An 18,740-nucleotide genomic window follows, 5' to 3' on the forward strand; every position below is an offset into this window, starting at 1 on the left:
AAGCCTGCGTGTTGTATCTAACCGATACGCCTAGTCAAACGGGTTCCTGCATTTGCCGTTGCAAAGTTCTGCGGCGCCATTTCCGGCCGATTCGGACCCGCCAGACCAGCCCTGCGCCGACATAGCCGACCGCCGCGAGAACCGCCGAGATGACCATCAGGCCGACGATCGTCGCCGGGCCGACTTGCGCAACCAGGGTGTGGAACCACCCCGCATGTGCCGCGACATTGCTCGCGATCGGCTGCCCCGGGACCGCGCGGTCCCAGTGCAACACCCAGCAACCGACGTGATAGGCGCTGAAATACAGCGGCACGCTGGTCAGCGGGTTGTGCAGCAAGGTGGTCGCGACCGCGACCGGGACATTGGCCCGCACCGGCAATGCCGACAGCGCTGCGACGGGTGCGTGAACGAACGGAAACAGAATGCCGCTCACCACGCCAAGTGCCACGCCGCGCGGAACCGACCGCCGGGTGAACCGCCACAGCACGGGATGCAGGATGCGATGGGCGACCGGCCGCAAAAACCGGTTGCGCTCGATCCCCTCCCGAGTCGGGATATGATGCCGTGCGTACGTCCACGCCCGCGCCCAGATCCCGCGAGAGGCGGCGGCGTCAGCCACGGTCGCGCATCAGCCGACCCTGCTCGCGCTTCCAGTCGCGTTCCTTGATCGAATCGCGCTTGTCGTGCGCCTTCTTGCCCTTCGCGAGCGCGAGCTCGATCTTGGCGCGCCCGGTCGAATTGAAATAGATCATCAGCGGGATCAGCGTCATCCCGTCGCGATTCACCGCGCCGTGCATCTTGTTGATCTCGCGGGCGTGGAGCAGCAGTTTTCGCGGGCGCTTGGGCTCGTGGTTGAAGCGGTTGCCGTGGCTGAACTCGGGGATGTTCGAATTGATTAGCCACACCGCGCCGTCCTTCGCCTCGGCATAGCTCTCGACGATCGACCCCTGCCCGGTGCGGAGCGATTTGACCTCGGTCCCGGTCAAGGCAATCCCTGCCTCGAACACGCTTTCGATGGAGTAATCGTACCGTGCGCGCCGGTTCTCGGCGACGATCTTGGTCTTCTCGAATGTAACAGGTTTGGGACGCGCCATAGGCTGGGCGATGTAGGGCCTCGTTCCCGGGAGCGAAAGCCCCATGGCCGTTGCCAACGGATCAATTCGCGGCTGGGATCGAACTGCCCGGCCCATCGTTGCTGACATAATTGTTAACGACCGCGGTCCTAGGCTCTCGCAACGGCGCCCGATCTCGGATAGGATGTGTCATGGTCCAGTTCGCTACCCATAATTTCCCGATCGACATCGATGCGGCGGACATCGACTTCATGGGGCACGTCAACAACGCGTCCTATCTGAAGTGGGTACAGGCGGCGGTGATCAGCCATTGGCAGCGCTTTGCGCCAGCCGAGGCGCTGGCCTCGCACGCGTGGGTCGCGCTCAAGCACGAGATTACCTATCGCAAGCCGACCTTCCTCGACGACGAGGTGATCGCGACGGTTCTGCTCGAAAAGGTCCAGGGCGCGCGCGCCTTCTACGAGACGATCATCAAGCGTGGCGAAGAGGTCCTCGCCGAGGTCAAATCGAGCTGGTGCTGCCTCGATATCGAGACGAAGCGCCCTGCGCGGCTTGGCCAGAGCGTGATCGACCGGTTCTTCGCCAAGGACTAAGGGTCCCGCCGCGTCAGGACGTACCCCCCGGGGAAGGCCGGGGCCCAATCGCGGAACCGTCGATTGAGAACGTTGCGCACCATGACGCAGGGTCTCGCTACTGGGCCCCGGCCTTCGCCGGGGTGGCGGCAGTTCGCAGACCTTGCGGAGCTTAGCCCAAACCCGCCGCCGCCAGTCCCGCATCGACCGCGCGCTGGCTCGCCTCGCCCGGCCACGTCATCGGCAACCGCAACGCCTTGGGAAACGACGGCCGCACCCGGTTGAGCGCATATTTCACCGGCCCCGGCGACGCATCGGTGAACAACGAAACGTGCAGCGCGAACAGACGGTCGTGGAGCGCCAGCGCCACGCCATAATCCCCCGCCGCGCACGCCGCCTGAAAGTCCGCGCACAATCGCGGCGCGACGTTCGCGGTCACCGAGATGCACCCGACGCCGCCCGTCGCGTTGAACGCCAGCGCCATGTCGTCATTCCCCGACAACTGAACGAACCCCTCCGGGCACACCGCGCGCTGCGCCGACACGCGCTGGATCACCCCCGTCGCATCCTTGATGCCGATCACGCTCGGGAACGCCAGCGCGATCCGCCCGACGGTCTCCACCGCGATATCGGTCACGGTCCGCCCGGGGACGTTGTACAACACGATCGGCAGATCGCTGCTGTTCGCCACCGCCTCGAAATGCCGGAAGATCCCCTCCTGATTGGGCCGGTTGTAATAGGGCGGGACCATCAGCGCGGCATCCGCGCCCGCCGCCTTGGCGGCCGCGATGTTGTGGATCGCGACGCGCGTGTCGTTCGACCCTGCCCCGGCCAGCACGGGCACCCGTCCGCGCGCCTGATCGACGCAGATGGCGACGATGTGGAAATGCTCGTCCGCGGTCAGCGTGGCGGCCTCGCCGGTCGTACCGCACGGCACCAGCCCGGCAGACCCTTCCGCGATCTGCCATTCGACCAGATCGCGATAGGCGGACTCGTCAAAGGCGCCGTCAGCGGCGAACGGCGTGACGAGCGCCGGGATCGATCCCGAAAACATGCTGTTATGCTCCTGCGCGCCGGTCTTTCCGTCGCATTTCCTGTTTTTCGACGGGACAAATACGGACAGGAGGCATACTCTGTCCACATGATTGCAACGCTGTTCAAATCGGGTTTCCTGTTGGCCAGTGTGTCGAGCCTGGCGATGCCCGCCGACGCGGTCCAGGAACAGCTTGGCTGGGGTCGCGCGACCCAGATCCTCACCGGGACCAATGCCTCCAGCGTCGCGATCGCGGCCACCATCTCCGAATGGAAGATGCTGCAGACGACGGGCTATGGCTTCGATCGCTATGCCGCCTTCCTGATCGCGCATCCCGGCTGGCCGAACGAGATGGCGCTGCGCCGCTCGGCCGAGCGCGCGCTCGAGATGCCCGGCTGGTCGCCCGCCACCGCGGTTGCCTATTTCCGGCGCTTCCCGCCGCTCACCGGGACCAGCCGCTTGCGCTACGCCGAGGCGCTTGCGGCGACTGGCGCGCGCGCCGAGGCCAACGCCGCCGCGCGCGCCGCGTGGATATCGGGCGCCATCTCGCCGGTCGACGAAGCGAAGGTGCAGGCCTTCTACCCCGGCGCGCTGAGCCAGGCGGACCAGGACACGCGGATGGACATGCTGTTGTGGCAGGGCTCGACGCTCGCCGCGCAGCGTCAGGTCGTGTTGACCAGTCCGGCGCGGCGGGCGGTGTTCGAGGCACGGCTCGCGTTCCGCACCAACGCCCCCGACGCCGCTGACCGCGCCGTCCTGACGCAGGCGATGGGCGCGACCGATCCGGGCTGGCTCGCCGACCGCGCAAGCTGGTACCGCCTCAACGGCGCATCGAACAGCGCACGCGGGACGCTCGCACAGCGCGCCCCGCTCGCGGTCGTCCCGGGCAGCGCCGAGCAGTGGTTCGAGGCCCTGCTGACCAACGCGCGCGCCGCCGCCAACGACGGGCAGACCGCGGTCGCCTATGACATCGCGCGGCGGGTCGACGACGCCTATCCCGCGGGCACCGATGTCAGCGCGCGACCCTATGGCGAGCGCGACGATTACACGAGCCTTGTCTGGCTCGCCGGCCAGGCCGCGATGAAGCAGATGAACCGCCCCGCCGATGCGACCGGGCTGTTCCTGCGCTACGCCAATGCCTCCAAGACCCCGACGACCCAGTCGAAGGGCTATTACTGGGCGGGCCGCGCGGCAGAGGCGGCGGGGAACCGCGCCGAGGCGAACGGCTATTACGCCCGCGCTGCGGGGTTCCGCGACATGTTCTACGGCCAGCTTGCGATCGAGCGGCTCGGCCAGACGCTGACCGCGCCCGCCGCCCCCGTGCAGCGTCCCGTCGACACCGCGACCCGCAGCGCCTTCTACGCGCGCGAGACGGTCCGCGCGGCGCAATATCTGGGCACGACCGGCGCGTGGCTCGACCAGACCGCGTTCGTCCGCCAGATCGCGCTCGACGCCAAGACCGACAGCGACCACGTCCTTGCCGCCGAGGTCTCGCGGACGCTCGGTCGCCCCGATCTCGGGGTGATGGTCGGCCGCAGCGCGTTGCAGAACGGCCTCAGCGATTACACCACGGTCGGCTTCCCCAACGTCCGCGTCCCGGTCGCGAGCCAGGACGACTGGACGATGATCCACGCCATCGCCCGGCAGGAAAGCCAGTTCGACCGCGCGGCGATCAGCCACGCCGGCGCGCGCGGGCTGATGCAGCTGATGCCGGGCACCGCGCGCGAGACCGCGACCAAGCTCGGGCTTGCGTATGACGCCTCGGCGTTGATGACCGACACCGATTACAACATCATGGTCGGGTCGAGCTATTTCCGGAAGATCTTCGGCACCTTCGGCAGCTATCCGCTCGCGGTCGCGGCGTATAATGCGGGCCCGGGCAACGTGAACAAATGGCTCCGCGCGAACGGCGACCCCCGCATGGCGGGCGGCCCGGACATGATCGACTGGATCGAGGCGATCCCGATCTACGAGACCAAGAATTACGTCCAGCGCGTGCTCGAGAATGCGGTGGTGTACGACCTGATGAACCCGAGCCGGTCGCGGTCGTCCGGGCCGAACCGGATCAGCTGGTACCTGGGCAAGCGCACCCAGGGCTGACGCTGCGATGGATCGCCCGAACTACATCACGCCCGCGGGCTACGCCGTGCTGAGCGCGGAATATCAGCAGCTGCTCGGCGAGGAGCGCCCCAAGCTGGTCGACGTTATTTCCTGGGCGGCGGGCAATGGCGATCGTTCGGAAAACGGCGACTATATCTACGGTCGCAAGCGGCTCCGCGAGATCGACCGACGGCTCGGCTTCCTCGCACGCCGGATGAAGGCCGCCAAGGTGGTGGATCCCGCCGCGCAGCCCGACCACGGGAAGGTCTGGTTCGGCGCGACCGTCACCATCGCGGACGAGGACGACGAACACCGCGTGCTGACGCTGGTCGGTGACGACGAGACCGATGCCGCCGCGGGCAAGATCGGCTGGAACGCCCCGATCGCGCGCGCGCTGCGCGGCGCGGCGGTCGGCGACGTCCGCCGCGTGACCCTGCCGGCAGGCGAGCGGGAGTATGAGGTGATGGCGATCGAATACCCTCCGGTGAATAGGTTGTTTTCCGATAGCTGACCTGCATCGTCACCCCCGGCGAAGGCCAGGGCTGTCAGGTTGTCGTGCCGCCGGGCGCCCGTTGCGCGACGGCCCCGGCCTTCGCCGGGGTGACGGGAAACTGGCCGGAGCAACCTGTACCGACACGGCGGCGCTGGCGTGCGACGAATAGCCGCGCGCACCAGATGTGCGCCAGCCATGGTCGCGCTACACACCACCCGACGGCGCGCAGTCTCGCGCCGATCCAGCAGTGAGTGATGACGATGCAGCGCGTGTTCGTAAGTGGAAAGGTCCAGCGGACCGGCTATCGGGATTGGGTCGTCCGGCGCGCGCAGGAGCTGGGCGTCATCGGCTGGGTCCGCAACCGCACCGACGGTCGTGTCGAACTGCTCGCCGCGGGGGATGAAGCTGCGGTCGCGCGGCTGATCGAGCTGTGCCGCCAGGGTCCGGACACCGCCCGCGTCGACCACGTCGAGGCGCAGCCCGACAACGAGCGCGCGCCCAAGGGGTTCACCAAGCGGTTCACCGTCTGATTGCTCGGCTCCGCGCACATGCTATGATGATGGCATGACCGCGCAGGATGCCCTCGCCCGCCCCTTCACCCCGAAGCTGACGGTCGACGATTACCTGTTGCTCGACCGGTCGGGTGCGTTCGATGCCTATGCAAAGACGGAGCTGATCGACGGCGCGGTGGTGGCGGTGAATGCGCAGTTCAGCGAGCATTTTACGGTCAAGACCAAGGTGCTGCTTGCACTTGCGGAGGCGTGTAAGAGGCTGGGCAGCGGGCTGCAGGCATGGTCCGAGGGGTCGATCACCATGCCGCCGCACTCCGTTCCGGAGCCTGACGTTTTCGTGACGACGGTCGAACCGGTCCGCGGGCCGGTCGCCCTCGAGACGGTCGCGCTGATCGTCGAGGTTGCTTCCACCTCGCTGAGCGACGATCTGGGCGTAATGCTGCGGATCTATGCGCAGGCGGGGGTGCCCGAATATTGGGTGGCCGACGTGAAGGCGCGGGTCATTCACCAGATGTGGGCGCCCTCCGGCGGGGCTTATGCCGAGCGGCGGGTCGTTGCGTTCGGGGATCGGGTTCAGTCAGGGACGATCGACGGCCTCGGCGTAGATACCGCCGCGCTGTGAGCCGGTTGGTCGCATCCGTCCGACCATAGCCAGCTGTCTTTTCCCAAGAGTTACTTCCCCGGCGAAGGCCGGGGCCCAGTCGCGAAACGCGGAGTGTCTAGCGCTTGCGCCTCGTCACCTCGACCATCGCGACTGGGCCCCGGCCTTCGCCGGGGAAGCATATTAGTCAGCTCAGCGCGTGAGCTTCTTATACGCCAGCCGCGTCGGACGATCCGCCGCATCGCCCAGACGACGCCGCTTGTCTTCCTCATACGATTCGAAGTTCCCCTCGAACCACTCGACGTGGCTGTCGCCCTCGAACGCGAGGATGTGCGTCGCGAGACGATCGAGGAAGAAGCGGTCATGGCTTATCACCACCGCGCACCCCGCGAACGACTCCAGCGCTTCCTCAAGCGCACGCAGCGTCTCGACGTCGAGATCGTTGGTCGGCTCATCGAGCAGGAGGACGTTGCCACCCTCCTTGAGCATCTTGGCGAGATGGACGCGGTTGCGCTCACCGCCCGACAGCTGGCCGACCTTCTTCTGCTGGTCCTGGCCCTTGAAGTTGAACGCGCCGACATAGGCCCGCGTGCCCAGCTCCTGCTTGCCGAAGCGGAAGATCTCGAGCTTGTCCGAGATTTCCTCCCAGACGTTGTTGTTGGGGTCGAGGTCGTCGCGCGACTGGTCGACATAGCCGAGCTTGACCGTCTGCCCGACCTCGATCGAGCCGACGTCCGGAGTTTCCTGCCCGGTGATCAGCTTGAACAAGGTCGACTTGCCCGCGCCGTTCGGCCCGATCACGCCGACGATCCCGCCCGGCGGCAGCACGAAGTCGAGGTTCTCGAACAACAGCTTGTCGCCGTACGACTTGGTCAGGCCCTTCGCCTCGATCACCTTGCCGCCGAGCCGTTCGGGCAGCTGGATCAGGATCTGCGCCTTCCCGATCGAACGGTTCTCCTGCTTCTCCATCAGCTCGTCGAACGCGCGGATACGCGCCTTGGACTTGGTCTGGCGCGCCTTGGGGGTCTGCCGCATCCACGCCAGCTCGTCCGAGATCGCCTTGGCCTTGCCCTGCTCCTCGCGCTCTTCCTGCTCGAGCCGCTTGACCTTCTTTTCCAGATAGCCGGAATAGTTGGACTCGTAGGTGTAATAGCGCCCGCGATCGAGCTCGAGTACCCAGTTGACGACGTTATCGAGGAAGTAGCGATCGTGCGTCACGAGGATGACGTTGCCGGTATATTCCTTGAGGTAATTCTCGAGCCACGCGACGCTTTCGGCGTCGAGGTGGTTGGTCGGCTCGTCGAGCAGCAGGATGCCCGGCTTCTCGAGCAACAGCTTGCAAAGAGCGACGCGACGCTTCTCACCACCCGACAGGTTGGTGACCGCGCTGTCACCCGGCGGGCAACGGAGTGCCTCCATCGCCTGCTCGAGCTGGCTGTCGAGCGCCCAGCCGTCGGCGGCGTCGATCTTGGTCTGGAGATCGCCCATCTCGTCCATCAGCGCGTCGAAATCGGTGTCGTCCTGCGGATCGCCCATTTCGGCCGAGATCGCGTTGAATCGCTCGACCATCAGCGCGACGGGACCTGCGCCCATCTTGACGTTTTCCATGACGGTCTTGGTCGGGTCGAGCTGCGGCTCCTGCGGCAGATAGCCGACCTTGATCCCGTCCGCGGCCCACGCCTCGCCGGTGAAGTCCGGGTCGATCCCGCCCATGATCTTCATCAGCGTCGACTTGCCCGAGCCGTTCGGCCCGATGATCGCGATCTTCGCGTCGGGCAGGAACTGCAGGTGGATGTTGTTGAGCACCGGCTTGGGCGCACCGGGGAAGGTCTTGGTCAGGCCCTTCATCACATAGCTGTACTGCACGGCCATAGCCGATGATGCTCCGTTCACATGAGGCTGGAAATATGACCTTCATGTAGCGAGCATGGCGCGGATTGGCAACGTGGCCGGCGGTGGATACGGTGGCGCGACCGCCGCTACGGCCCGAAGGAGCGTCCCGCCATAATGACCATCCGATCGTTGATCCTCGCCTCGACCCTGCTTGGTTCGCTTGCCGCTCCCGCCTTCGCCCAGCGCACCCTGCCGAGCCCGGTCGCGCCGGACGCCGCCGTCGCCGCGATCCGCGAAACGGCGCTGCAGGACGACGTCGCCTATGACATCGTCTCCGGCCTGACGACCGAGATCGGTCCGCGCCCGGACGGTTCCCCCGCTGAGGAACGCGCGCGGCAATGGGCGGTGATCAAGCTCAAGGCGCTCGGTTTCCAGAACGTGCGGATCGAACGCTATGAGCTCAAGAACGTGTGGGTTCGCGGTACCGAGACCGCCGAGGTCATCGCCCCCTTCCCGCAGCCGCTGCGGCTGACCGCGCTCGGCAATTCGGGCGCGACTCCCGCCAAGGGACTGACGCTGCCGGTCGTCTATTTCCCGAGCTTCAACGATCTGCTGCTCGCACCCGCCGGCAGTCTGAAGGGCAAGATCGCTTTCGTCTCCAACAGCATGCAGCCAACGCAGGACGGTTCCAGCTACGGCAGCCAAGGTGGCGCGCGTTTCCTCGGCCCCAACGTCGCCGCGACAAAGGGTGCCGCCGCGATCGTGATCCGCTCGATCGGCACCGATCATGGCCGCGGGCCGCATGCGGGGACGACCAACTTCGCGCCCGGCGTCACGCCGATCCCGGCCGCCGCGCTGTCGGTCGCCGATGCGGAGAACCTCGAACGCATGTTCAAGACCGGCAAACCCGTCTCGCTCCATCTCGTTCTGACGCCGACCGTCGTTCCCAGCCGCACCTCGGGCAACGTCGTCGCTGAAGTCCCCGGTTCGGATCCCTCGGCGGGGATCGTCCTAATCGGCGGGCATCTCGACAGCTGGGATCTCGGCACCGGCGCGATCGACGATGGCGCGGGTGTCGCGATCACCGCCGCGGCGGCCAAGCACATCATGACCGCGGGCACCCCGCGCCGCACGATCCGCGTCGTCTGGTTCGGCGACGAGGAAACCGGCGGCTTCGGCGGCGCGGCCTATGCCAAGGCGCATGCGACCGAGCAGCACACGATCGCGTCCGAATCCGATTTCGGCGCGGACCGGGTGTGGCGTTTCGAAACCAATCTGCCCGAGTCCGCCAAGCCGGTCGCGGATCGCCTCGCGGTTGCGCTCGCGCCGATCGGCGTGGTGCGCGGCGCGGACAAGGCGCACGGCGGGACCGACGTCGAGGCGACGCTCGCGCTCGGCGGCGGCGGGATCGATCTCAACCAGTCGGGCTTGCGCTACTTTGATTACCATCACACGCCCGAGGACACGCTCGACCTGATCGATCCCGCGCAGCTGCGCCAGAACGTCGCGGCGTGGGCGACGATGCTGGCGGTGGTGGCAAACGCACCCGAAGCGATAGGGCCGATTGGTGCCAAAAACTGACATCGGCTCGTCGCAAATATGGCTGAAAGGTGGCAGGATGGTATCGAAAACACCGATTGTTGATTGACGCACCGCAGCGACTCGTTATGCCACCGGTCTTCGCGGAGGCACCTGCCGCCACGAAATGCCTTATTTGCTTGGGAGCAATTGCATGAAGAAGACCGCCCTTGTTCTCGTCGCCGCCGGCCTGGTTTCGCTCGCCGCGTGCAACAAGAACCCAGAAGCTGCTGCGATCGAGAACAATGCCGACATGGTCGCTGACGCGGTCGACAACAACGCTTCGATGATCGACGACATGGCGTCGAACACCTCGAACGCAACGGCTTCGGCAGTGTTGGACAACAAGGCCGACTCGATGCACGACCAGGCTGACAACATCCGCGCCGACGGCGATGCCAAGGCTGACAACGTCCAGTAAGGACGTTGGCGCCGGGTTGACGCTCGGACGCTTGAAGAAGGGCGCTACCGCATCGCGGTGGCGCCCTTTTTTTGTCTGGCGCGATTCGTAGGCGCGCGGCACGACCATGGGCCGTCGCCGGCGTCCTACCCGGGCGGCATCTGCGCGATCATCGCATCCAGCGCCGCCAGCCGCAGCGCGATCCCTTCCCGATACGGCGTGCCCCGGGGCGACAACGCGAGCGCGCGCAGCCAGTACGCCCTCCCCTTGCGGAAATCACCCGACTGGACATAGGCAAGCCCGGCGAAGAACGGCGGTGCGGGGTGCTCCGGCGCGAGCCGCATCGCCTGCTCGAACGCGAGCCGCGCCGCCGGCGATACCGCGCCCCCGTCATGCTGCGAAATGGCGGTGCCGAGCCCGGTCCAGAGCGTGAGGCTGCGTGGATAGCGGTTCGCGCCCATCAGCACCACGCGCGCGCCGCTCTCGCGGCTGCCGCTGCGCATCAGCGCGTCCGACGCGATGAGATACGCCCCGTCCCCGGTAAAGCGGCCGAGCATCTGGTCGCGCATCTCGGTCATGTCGGGGAAGACCGCGACCGCATCGCGATCCGCCTGCACCGGATGCCCCGCCAGCCCGGCATGTTCCTGCGCGGCATAGCCCGCCGCACCGATCATCAGCGCGGCGCCGACCATCGTCCACAGGGATCGCGCAACCCCGGCGACCCATAACCCTACAGCGGCCGCCGCCCCCAGCCCCACGAGCATCACCCAGCCACTCACGGTCGCAATTCCATCCCGTTGGTCATAGGCATGACCATGCGCGCGAACCGCGCAGCGGGCAACCGCAAGCAATTCTCGCGCGTTCTCCCCTCCCGTCTCCAGCCAGGATCCTGTCATGAAGAAACTCATCGCGTTCGACCTCGACGGCACGCTTGCCGAGAGCAAGCAGCGGATCGGCGAGCCGATGGAGGCGCTGCTCGGGCAGTTGCTGGAGGTTGCGCGCGTCGCGGTCATCTCCGGGGGGGACTGGCCGCAGTTCGAGACGCAGGTCGTGGCGGCGCTACCCCAGGGCACGAAGCGCGACCGCCTGTTCATCATGCCGACCACCGGGACCAAGCTGTATCGCTTCGAGGGCGAGGCATGGACCCCGATCTACGCCGAGATCTTCGCCCCGGAAGAACGCGACCATATCCTGAACGCGCTGGACACCGCGACGCAGGAGGCGGGCTTCGGCGACGAGAAGATCTGGGGTGCGCGTGTCGAGGATCGTGGCAGCCAGATCACCTTCTCCGGCCTCGGACAGGAAGCGCCGCTCGATGCCAAGAAGGCGTGGGACCCGGATTTCGCCAAGCGCAAGGCGATGCAGGCGATCCTGCGCAAGGCATTGCCCGACCTGTCGGTCAATATCGGCGGATCGACTTCGCTCGACATCACGCACAAGGACATCGACAAGGCCTATGCGATGCGCAAGCTGGCCGAGGCTTCGGGCATCGCAACCGAGGACATGCTGTTCCTGGGGGATGCGATCTATCCCGGCGGCAACGACGACGCCGTACGCGCAGCGGGAATGGACACGATCGCGGTCCGCGATGTCGAGGATACGATGACCGCGGTGCGCGCGATCATCGCGTGTTTGAAGTGAACCTCAACTTCTAAACTACTTCCCCGGCGAAGGCCGGGGCCCAGTAGCAAAGGTCGATGTAACCGAGCGCATCGCCCGGAAAACAACGGCTTCGCTACTGGGCCCCGGCCTTCGCCGGGGAAGCAAATCAGAACAAGGGTTACCCGCGCCCGATCAGCTTCCGCGCCATCGCATCCGCGACATCCGACGCCGGTGCGCCCGACCGATCGCTCTCGTCCCAGATCGCGACGAGGCGCTCCGGGATCCGCGTGATGCGCTTCTCGACTTCGGCCTGATCGCCCTGCCCGAGATATTCGAGCCCGACATTGATGATCCCGCCGGCATTGATCACGTAATCCGGGGCGTAGAGGATGCCACGCTCCTGAAGGGTCGCGCCCTCGGCGTGCGTTGCCAGCTGGTTGTTCGCGCCACCCGCGATGATCTTGGTCTGCAGCGCGTCGATCGACTGCGGCGTCAGGATCGCGCCCAAGGCGTTCGGGCTGACGATGTCCGCCTTGGTCGACAGGATCGCGTCCGCCGCGACCGTCTCGCCACCGAGCTCCTCCGCCAGCGCATTCGCGCGGTCGGCGTTGACGTCGGCAAGTGTCAGCTTCGCGCCGTCCTTCGCGAGCAACCGGGCGAGCCCGCCACCGACGCTGCCGACACCCTGGATCGCCACGTGCACGCCGCGCATGTCGTCCGCGCCGAGCCCGCGCTTGGCGGCCGCCTTGACGCCGAGATACACGCCCATCGCGGTGTACGGCCCGGGATCGCCCCCCGCGCTGCCGGCCGCGACGGGCAGGCCCGAGACATGCTTGGTCATCGTCGCGATCGTCTTCATCCGCGCTTCGGACATGCCGACGTCTTCCGCCGTCACGTAGCGCCCGCCGAGCGATTCGACCGCGCGGCCGAACGCCTCGAGCTGTGCCTGCGTGATGACGTCACCCGGGTTCGCCGCGAGGACCACGCCCTTGCCGCCGCCCATCGGCAGGTCGGCCATCGCGTTCTTGAAGCTCATCCCGCGCGACAGCCGCAGCGCATCGGTGATCGCGCGGTCATGGTCGGCGTAATGCCAGAACCGGACTCCGCCCGCTGCCGGCCCGAGCGCGGTCGAGTGGACCGCGATGACCGCGCGTAGGCCGCTCGCCGGATCGGTGAAGAGATGGACGCCTTCGTGGTCGTCGAAATCGGGGAAGCCCCAGCCGGTGGTCAAAGCGAATTCCTGGCTGCTAGAAAGAATGGGGCGACCGACGGGACTTGAACCCGCAACATCCGGCATCACAAGCCGACGCTCTAACCAATTGAACTACGATCGCCGCAGAGTGGGCGCTCCTAGCGGGAGCGGGACCCCACCGTCAAGAATGCTCTTGTCATAATTTACCGTCCACCGTCAGCATATGCCCTTTCGTGGTGGGTCGGAAGCCGGCGAGCTCGAGTTTCTGCGCTGCGGTCGGATCCGTCGGGTGGACCAGCAGCACGGCGACGAACCGCCCATTCTGCCACAGGCGCAGGTCGACATGCTCGGTCCCGGCCTGGCTCGCCAGCGGGAGCAGCAGTGCGCCCGCGTCGCAGCGCGCATTGCCCGAAAGCCCCTGCCCCAGCGCGACGCCGCCGAGGTCGCCGCTCAGGACGGCCTTCACCCGGCCCTCCGCCTTGTCGCAATTGCCGTCGCGGAAGCGCACGCTGACCGCGTCGAGATCGAGCCCCATGACCGGCACTGGCGCGAAGATGTCGCCCGCCGGCAGGCTCGCGGTCATGTCGTCGATCCCGGCTGCGTGGCGCGACACGGTCACGGCGCCACGAATCATGCGGGTCGCCACGGGTGCGTCGGCAGCGGGCTGGCCGGCAATGCCGATTCGCGCGCGACCGAGCGCCAGCGGCCAGGGCGACAGCGATGCGCCGAGATCCCCGAGTGCGATCGATCCGACCTGCGCCTCGCGGACGTTGCCGAACCAGACGCTGCCGGTCGCTTCCCGCGCGGCGATTCGCGTCGAGTCGAGATCGAACCACCCGAGCACCAGTCGCAACGGCAACAGCACGATCAGCGCAACTACGAACACGGCGCCGAACAGCGCGGCCGGGCCGGTCCTGAGCCGAAACCGCGTCATTGCCCGCGCGCCCGGAGCGTCATCTGGACCGCCACGGTGCGATCGCCATTGTCGGTGGTGGCAAGCTGTTCGACCAGCACGCCCGCCGCCTCGAGATCCGCCACCCACGCGGTCAGCGCCCCCGGCCGCGCGGATGCGATCGCGATCGCGACCCGGTCCCCGCCCTGCGGCGTCACGGCGGCGAGCGCGAAGCCCGCGTCGTTCGCGCGGGTGCGGATCAGCGTTTCGAGCGGTCCATCGAGCGGGGCGATTCGCTCGGCCTGCGCCGCCTTGACCGCATCGACCCGCACCTGTGTCTCGCCCAGCGCGATCACGTCGGTGGCGTGCCGTCCACGCTCCGATTCGAGGGCATCATTGAGCGGGACGATCAGCAGATATGCGATGGCGAGCACCGCGATCACCCCGCCCGCGAGCACGAGCCGTTGCTCGCGTTGCGTGCGGGCGCGGTACCAGAGGAGCAGGCGTTCGGTCATTTCGGCTTCACCAGCAATTCCCCGGACAGGCGGCCGCCGGTGGACACGAGTTGGCCCTGGGTCGACGCCTCGAACCCGGCCGCATCGATCCGGCGGCGCAGGTCGAGGATCTGGCCCTCGTTCTGCAACCCGACGGTCACGCGTAGTGCGCCGAGCGAATCGAACGCCAGCGTGCGCAGCTCGGTCCCCGGCGTCGCCTGCACCGCCGCGAACACCGCTGCGGTGGTCCGCGTAAACCCCTGCCCGCCGCCGCGCAGCCGCTCGAGCCGCGCATCGAGCTGGCGGTCGGCATCGCTCACCGCTTCGCCGCGCGCGAGCCCGGTACGCGCGAGCAGGTCGTTGCGCCGCTCCAGCTCGTCCGCCGCGGTCGAATATTTGATCAGCAGCACGAGCGTGATCAGTACGGTCACGCCGAGGATCGCCGCGCTCAGCCACCCGAGTCGCCGGACGAGCGCCCAGTCGATCCCAATCCGGGTCCGCCGCGCGAACATGCCCTGCCGAAGGTCCAGCGCGGGTGCCGCCACCGCCGCGCAGATCGCCGCCTCGACCACGTCGCGCGGCAGTACCTCGGGGGCGATGCCGCCAGTCACCAGTTCGGTCAGCCGCGCCTCGTCGGCAAAGCCGCTGGTCGCGCCGCGCACGACGCCTGCCCCGCCGAGATCAGCGCGGACATAGCCCGTCTCGGGCCGCGGGAGCAGCATCGGCGCGGGCAGCATCGCGTCGGGATCGACCCCGTTCGCCGCAAGCGTGTCGAGCCAGCCCTGCATCTGCCCGGCGGCCACCACGCCGATCGGGCGTTCGAGCGCATTCCCCTCGCGCCCGACCGCGACATGCAGGGCACCGACCGGCGCGGCGCTCGCATCGGCCGCGAGCAGGCGCGCCGCGGTCACCGATTGCGCGACCGAGCGGTCGGGGAGGTCGGCCCAGTGCAACGTCACCGCATCGGCGGGTACCACTGCGACATGCGCGCGCTCGTCGTCCGCGACGAGATCGGGGAAGCCCTCGCCACGCTCCGCCACCACATCGCCCGCGATCCGGAGCCAGCGCCAGGGCCGGTCATGCGCGGGCAGGAAGAGGACGAGCGTATCGGTCATGGTCGCTCGCCCCATTGCCGCGAGACGAGCCGCGCGGGAAGGGCCGACGCGTCGATCAGCCCCGATTGTTCGAGAACGGCCCCGCCCAGCGTCACATCGACCTTGAGCGTGAACCATTTGGTGGTGATGTCGGTCTGTCCGATCGCATCGCCCGGACCACCCGCTACCGCCGCCTGCGACCAGAAGCCCTGCGCGGTCGGGAACCCCTGTGGCGGGCGGCGCAGCAGGATCTGCCGTGCGCCCTCGACCGAAAGCGTATTGGGGAGCAGCATCGCCAGCAGCGGCGCCTGTTCGGGGAGGAGTGTGTTGACGTTGATCTTCGACACCTCGGCCCGGGGCAGCGTGCACAGCCAGGGGCGAAGCTTCTCGTAATCGGTCCGCGTCACGCCCGCGACCGCGCGCAGTTCGCTCGGGTCGCTCATCAGTGTGTTGGCGGTGCGATAGCCCTGCCGCCCGCCGCCGTAAGCCGTGTCCTCCGCGCCGCCGTCGAGCGGGGCGTTGTCGCTGTCGATCCAGTCGCTCGCGGCTGCCGCGATCGCATCGGGGGAACGGGCGCCCGGGTCGACCAGCCGGATCAGCCGCGCGAAGATCAGGCGTGCGGTCGTATAGGCGGCGTAATTTCCTGCTCCGGGCGCCGTCTGGACGACGAGGCTGTTGAGGTTGAAGCAATTGCCGCCGTCGGTCACGCGCGCGGTGGCGCTGCCGTTCGGGATCGGCAGCGCGAACGGCGTATCGCTCCAATTGCCTTGCAGCGTCACGCGGTTCTGGCTTTTCTGCAGCAGGTCGGTGACCTTGACCACTGCGAGCGTCTCCGCCGCGAGCGAATAGGCGCGCGCCTGGTCGAGCGCGACCGCATTCCCGCCGACCCGCGTCGCGAGCCGCAGTTTTTCGAGCGCGGTCCCCGCCAGCACCGCGATCACCGCGACGAGCAGCAGCACGGTCAGCAGCGCCGCGCCGCGTTCCCCCTTGCCGCCGGGTTCAGCTGGTCCGCGCATCGGCTCGCTTCCCATAGCCCGTGCCGACGAGGAACAGCTCGCGCGTCTCGATCCCGCCGGTGCGCAGGATGCGGAGCTCGACCGCATCGGGCAACGGCGTCTGCGGCGCGCCGGTCCAGCGATCGCTCCACGCGCCTTTGATGCGGTAGCGCAGCGCGACCTGCTTGACGCGGGGGACGATCGGCGTGGCGGGCAGCGGCTGCGCGCCGTCGAGCATCGGATAGGCGACGCGCGCGAGCGCGCCGTCGATCACCGCATATTCGACCTTCTGCACGTCCGCGCGCGGCATGCCGTCGAGGTTGCTCCATCCGCCGCGCACGAAGCGCAGCATGGGCACCGCGGTCGGGCCCGATCCGCCGACGAACGCCGGGGTGCCGTTGCCGTTTTCATCGCGCACCGGGCGATCAAGCGCCTGCGCGAAATCGGCGGTCATGATCGATTCGAGCTGGTTCATCGCGGAAACGTCGTCGAGCTTCGCCGCGGTCGCCCCCTGCGCGCGGACCGAGAAGGACAGCAACGCCACGCCCGCCGCCGAGAGCAGCCCGAAGATGAGGAGCGAGATCATCACCTCGATGAGGGTGAAGCCGGATTCCGCCGCCCCTGGCCCGGCTCCCCGATCCCCTTCTCCCTCCCCGGCGAAGGCGAGACCTCTGCGAAAGTCGCGTTGTTGCCCCTTCCCGTCACCCCGGCGCATGCCGGGGCCGCCATGTAAGGGGGCAAAACCGGTGATACCGCACCCAGCCGTCTCGCCGCGGCCGGATAACCACACGGCCCCGGCCTTCGCCGGGGTGACGGTAGCGGGATCGGGCGACTTTCGCAGATGTCTCGCGAAGGCCGGGGCCCAGTCGGAAAGGTCGAGGTAACTGCGTACATCCCCCGCCATGCCCGCCCCGCTCCTAGGCCCCGGCCTTCGCCGGGGAAGCGCAGTGGGAGGAAGCGCAACGGGGGCGTGCACGCGGAAAACGCTCACGACCGCGTCGCCCCGTCGCGCACCACCGTCAGATGCCCCGCCTTGCGCCCGCTCGGGTCCACCACCGTCACGTCGATCCGCAGGATCCGCGAGTCGCCGGTCGGCTGCACCACCCGGGTCCACACCCATGCCCGCCCGCCATTCTGCTCGATCCCGCTCGCCGCGCCGATCGTCGGCGCGCGGCCATCGGTCATCGCGGTATAGGCGACGTTGCGCGCGACGATCTGCGCCATCAGCGTCGTATCCAGCGTCGTCGTCCCCCGGATCGTGGCCCCTTCGAGCCGGATCAGCGCGAGCGCCGCGAGGCTGAACACCGCAAGCGCGACCATCATCTCGATCAGCGTAAAGCCGCGATCCCCGAGGCGGCGGCGGTCACGCACCGATCTTGACCCGCCCGTCATTGCCGATCCGCACCGTCAGGTTCTCCGTCGACCGGTGGAGCACCACGTCCATCGGCCGATCCGCGCTCCCGGTCGAATCGAACAGGATCCGGTCGCGTCCGCCGCTGGCGGGAACCGCCTCGGTCCCCTTGCTCCAGCGCGTCACGCGCAGCGGCTTCTCGCTCATCGCGACCCATGCGCCGTCACGCCGCGCGTCGAAGCCATAGCCGCCCGCCGACACCCACACGCTCACCGGCCGCGCGGTGACAACCGCCAGATCATGCGCCGCCCGCGCGCGCGCCGCGAATTGCGCCCCCTCGTCGCGCAGCCGGCCGCGCGGATCGGGGAGCGCGAGCACCACCACGGCGCTCGCCAGCCCGATGATCGTGATCACGATCATCAGCTCGATCAGGGTGAACCCCTGCGCGCCGCCGAAGCGGTTACTGCCAGCTACCGATATCGGCATTGACGCCTTCGCCGCCTTCCTTCTTGTCCGCGCCGAGCGTCCAGACGTCCGCCTCGCCGTGCTGGCCGGGGGCAGCGTAGAGATACGGCTTGCCCCACGGGTCGAGCGGGAGCTTCTTGATGTAGCCGCCCCGCTGATACTTGCTCGCGTCCGCATCGGCGGGTGCGCTGACCAGCGCCTGCAACCCGTCCGTGGTCGAGGGATAGGCGTCGTTCTGGAGCTTGTAGAGGTCGAGCGCGCCCTCGATCTGCGCGATGTCGGCCTTGGCCTTGGTAATCTTGCCCTTGTCGCCCAGCGGCAGGACATTGTACGTCACGATCGCGGCGAGCAGCCCGAGAATGACGATCACGACCATCAGCTCGATCAGCGTAAACCCCTGTTCCGACGCGCGAACGCGGCGGTTGAGGGCGGGGGTGGCAGGCATATCCGTCATAACAAA

General features: G+C 67.8%; 22 protein-coding genes and 1 tRNA gene. 8 read left to right on the top strand and 15 right to left on the bottom strand.

Annotated features, from left to right (window positions below):
• Window positions 1–34: 34 nt before the first annotated feature.
• Both L8G49_RS01840 and smpB read right to left on the bottom strand, forming a co-directional pair.
• Window positions 35–619, bottom strand: a complete 585-nt coding sequence (locus L8G49_RS01840) for a DUF2062 domain-containing protein (RefSeq protein WP_242182089.1) — start codon at window positions 617–619, stop codon at window positions 35–37.
• The gene (gene smpB, locus L8G49_RS01845; RefSeq protein WP_242182091.1) at window positions 612–1,094 is read right to left on the bottom strand and encodes an SsrA-binding protein SmpB; all 483 of its coding nucleotides are present in this window, start codon (window positions 1,092–1,094) and stop codon (window positions 612–614) included. Before smpB ends, L8G49_RS01840 begins: the two co-directional genes overlap by 8 nt.
• Window positions 1,095–1,264: 170 nt before the next feature.
• Between smpB and L8G49_RS01850 the strand changes: the two genes are divergently transcribed.
• Window positions 1,265–1,666 carry a thioesterase family protein gene (locus L8G49_RS01850; protein WP_242137267.1) on the top strand — a complete coding sequence of 134 codons (402 nt, stop codon included), beginning with the start codon at window positions 1,265–1,267 and terminating at the stop codon, window positions 1,664–1,666.
• A gap of 151 nt (window positions 1,667–1,817) precedes the next feature.
• Here the strand turns inward: L8G49_RS01850 and dapA are convergent, their stop codons facing one another.
• A complete protein-coding gene (gene dapA, locus L8G49_RS01855) occupies window positions 1,818–2,699 on the bottom strand; it encodes a 4-hydroxy-tetrahydrodipicolinate synthase (protein ID WP_242182092.1) in 882 nt (293 codons plus the stop codon).
• 87 nt (window positions 2,700–2,786) lie between these two features.
• On the opposite strand from dapA, the gene L8G49_RS01860 reads away from it, so the two are divergent.
• The 4 genes from L8G49_RS01860 (at window position 2,787) to L8G49_RS01875 (ending at window position 6,405) form a co-directional block, all read left to right on the top strand.
• Window positions 2,787–4,778, top strand: a complete 1,992-nt coding sequence (locus tag L8G49_RS01860) for a lytic transglycosylase domain-containing protein (RefSeq protein ID WP_242182094.1) — start codon at window positions 2,787–2,789, stop codon at window positions 4,776–4,778.
• Window positions 4,779–4,785: 7 nt separating this feature from the next.
• Entirely contained in the window at window positions 4,786–5,289 is a 504-nt protein-coding gene (gene greB / locus L8G49_RS01865; protein WP_242137270.1) for a transcription elongation factor GreB, read from the top strand.
• Window positions 5,290–5,525: 236 nt separating this feature from the next.
• On the top strand, window positions 5,526–5,801 hold the full coding sequence (locus L8G49_RS01870; protein ID WP_242137271.1) for an acylphosphatase: 276 nt from the start codon (window positions 5,526–5,528) through the stop codon (window positions 5,799–5,801).
• Window positions 5,802–5,835: 34 nt separating this feature from the next.
• Window positions 5,836–6,405, top strand: a complete 570-nt coding sequence (locus L8G49_RS01875; protein ID WP_242182096.1) for a Uma2 family endonuclease — start codon at window positions 5,836–5,838, stop codon at window positions 6,403–6,405.
• A gap of 171 nt (window positions 6,406–6,576) precedes the next feature.
• On the opposite strand, the gene ettA is transcribed toward L8G49_RS01875, so the two are convergent.
• Entirely contained in the window at window positions 6,577–8,256 is a 1,680-nt protein-coding gene (gene ettA, locus L8G49_RS01880; RefSeq protein ID WP_242182098.1) for an energy-dependent translational throttle protein EttA, read from the bottom strand.
• A 135-nt stretch (window positions 8,257–8,391) separates the two neighbouring features.
• Here ettA and L8G49_RS01885 point away from each other — a divergent pair, with 135 nt between their 5' ends.
• Entirely contained in the window at window positions 8,392–9,798 is a 1,407-nt protein-coding gene (locus tag L8G49_RS01885; protein ID WP_242182100.1) for a M20/M25/M40 family metallo-hydrolase, read from the top strand.
• Window positions 9,799–9,949: 151 nt separating this feature from the next.
• A complete protein-coding gene (locus L8G49_RS01890) occupies window positions 9,950–10,216 on the top strand; it encodes a hypothetical protein (protein WP_242137274.1) in 267 nt (88 codons plus the stop codon).
• Window positions 10,217–10,341: 125 nt separating this feature from the next.
• On the opposite strand, the gene L8G49_RS01895 is transcribed toward L8G49_RS01890, so the two are convergent.
• Window positions 10,342–11,091, bottom strand: a complete 750-nt coding sequence (locus L8G49_RS01895) for a hypothetical protein (RefSeq protein ID WP_242182102.1) — start codon at window positions 11,089–11,091, stop codon at window positions 10,342–10,344.
• Here L8G49_RS01895 and L8G49_RS01900 point away from each other — a divergent pair.
• Window positions 11,090–11,836 (top strand): HAD-IIB family hydrolase, encoded by a 747-nt coding sequence (locus tag L8G49_RS01900; protein WP_242182104.1) that lies wholly within the window; start codon window positions 11,090–11,092, stop codon window positions 11,834–11,836. The two genes, L8G49_RS01895 and L8G49_RS01900, sit on opposite strands and share 2 nt — an antisense overlap.
• Window positions 11,837–11,975: 139 nt before the next feature.
• Here L8G49_RS01900 and L8G49_RS01905 read toward each other — a convergent pair whose 3' ends face one another.
• From L8G49_RS01905 to gspG, 10 genes are all read right to left on the bottom strand, one after another.
• A complete protein-coding gene (locus L8G49_RS01905) occupies window positions 11,976–13,028 on the bottom strand; it encodes a Glu/Leu/Phe/Val dehydrogenase dimerization domain-containing protein (RefSeq protein WP_242182106.1) in 1,053 nt (350 codons plus the stop codon).
• 26 nt (window positions 13,029–13,054) lie between these two features.
• Window positions 13,055–13,131 (bottom strand) — tRNA-His (locus L8G49_RS01910).
• A gap of 54 nt (window positions 13,132–13,185) precedes the next feature.
• Window positions 13,186–13,923 (bottom strand): type II secretion system protein N, encoded by a 738-nt coding sequence (gene gspN / locus L8G49_RS01915; RefSeq protein WP_242182108.1) that lies wholly within the window; start codon window positions 13,921–13,923, stop codon window positions 13,186–13,188.
• The gene (gene gspM / locus L8G49_RS01920) at window positions 13,920–14,396 is read right to left on the bottom strand and encodes a type II secretion system protein GspM (RefSeq protein WP_242182109.1); all 477 of its coding nucleotides are present in this window, start codon (window positions 14,394–14,396) and stop codon (window positions 13,920–13,922) included. The genes gspN and gspM overlap by 4 nt, the downstream gene beginning before the upstream one ends.
• The gene (gspL, locus tag L8G49_RS01925) at window positions 14,393–15,490 is read right to left on the bottom strand and encodes a type II secretion system protein GspL (RefSeq protein ID WP_242182111.1); all 1,098 of its coding nucleotides are present in this window, start codon (window positions 15,488–15,490) and stop codon (window positions 14,393–14,395) included. Before gspL ends, gspM begins: the two co-directional genes overlap by 4 nt.
• Window positions 15,487–16,485, bottom strand: a complete 999-nt coding sequence (gene gspK, locus L8G49_RS01930; RefSeq protein WP_242137281.1) for a type II secretion system minor pseudopilin GspK — start codon at window positions 16,483–16,485, stop codon at window positions 15,487–15,489. The genes gspL and gspK overlap by 4 nt, the downstream gene beginning before the upstream one ends.
• Entirely contained in the window at window positions 16,469–17,368 is a 900-nt protein-coding gene (gspJ, locus tag L8G49_RS01935; protein ID WP_347272031.1) for a type II secretion system minor pseudopilin GspJ, read from the bottom strand. Before gspJ ends, gspK begins: the two co-directional genes overlap by 17 nt.
• Window positions 17,369–17,451: 83 nt before the next feature.
• Complete coding sequence (gspI, locus tag L8G49_RS01940; RefSeq protein ID WP_242182113.1) at window positions 17,452–17,835, bottom strand: type II secretion system minor pseudopilin GspI; 384 nt, start codon at window positions 17,833–17,835, stop codon at window positions 17,452–17,454.
• Window positions 17,828–18,301: a GspH/FimT family pseudopilin gene (locus L8G49_RS01945; protein WP_242137283.1), complete on the bottom strand. Its 474-nt coding sequence runs from the start codon at window positions 18,299–18,301 to the stop codon at window positions 17,828–17,830. Before L8G49_RS01945 ends, gspI begins: the two co-directional genes overlap by 8 nt.
• Window positions 18,276–18,734: a type II secretion system major pseudopilin GspG gene (gspG, locus tag L8G49_RS01950; protein WP_277923009.1), complete on the bottom strand. Its 459-nt coding sequence runs from the start codon at window positions 18,732–18,734 to the stop codon at window positions 18,276–18,278. Before gspG ends, L8G49_RS01945 begins: the two co-directional genes overlap by 26 nt.
• Between the last annotated feature and the right edge of the window lie 6 nt (window positions 18,735–18,740).

The sequence above is a fragment of the Sphingomonas sp. CARO-RG-8B-R24-01 genome, assembly GCF_022662295.1.
GTDB lineage: Bacteria > Pseudomonadota > Alphaproteobacteria > Sphingomonadales > Sphingomonadaceae > Sphingomonas.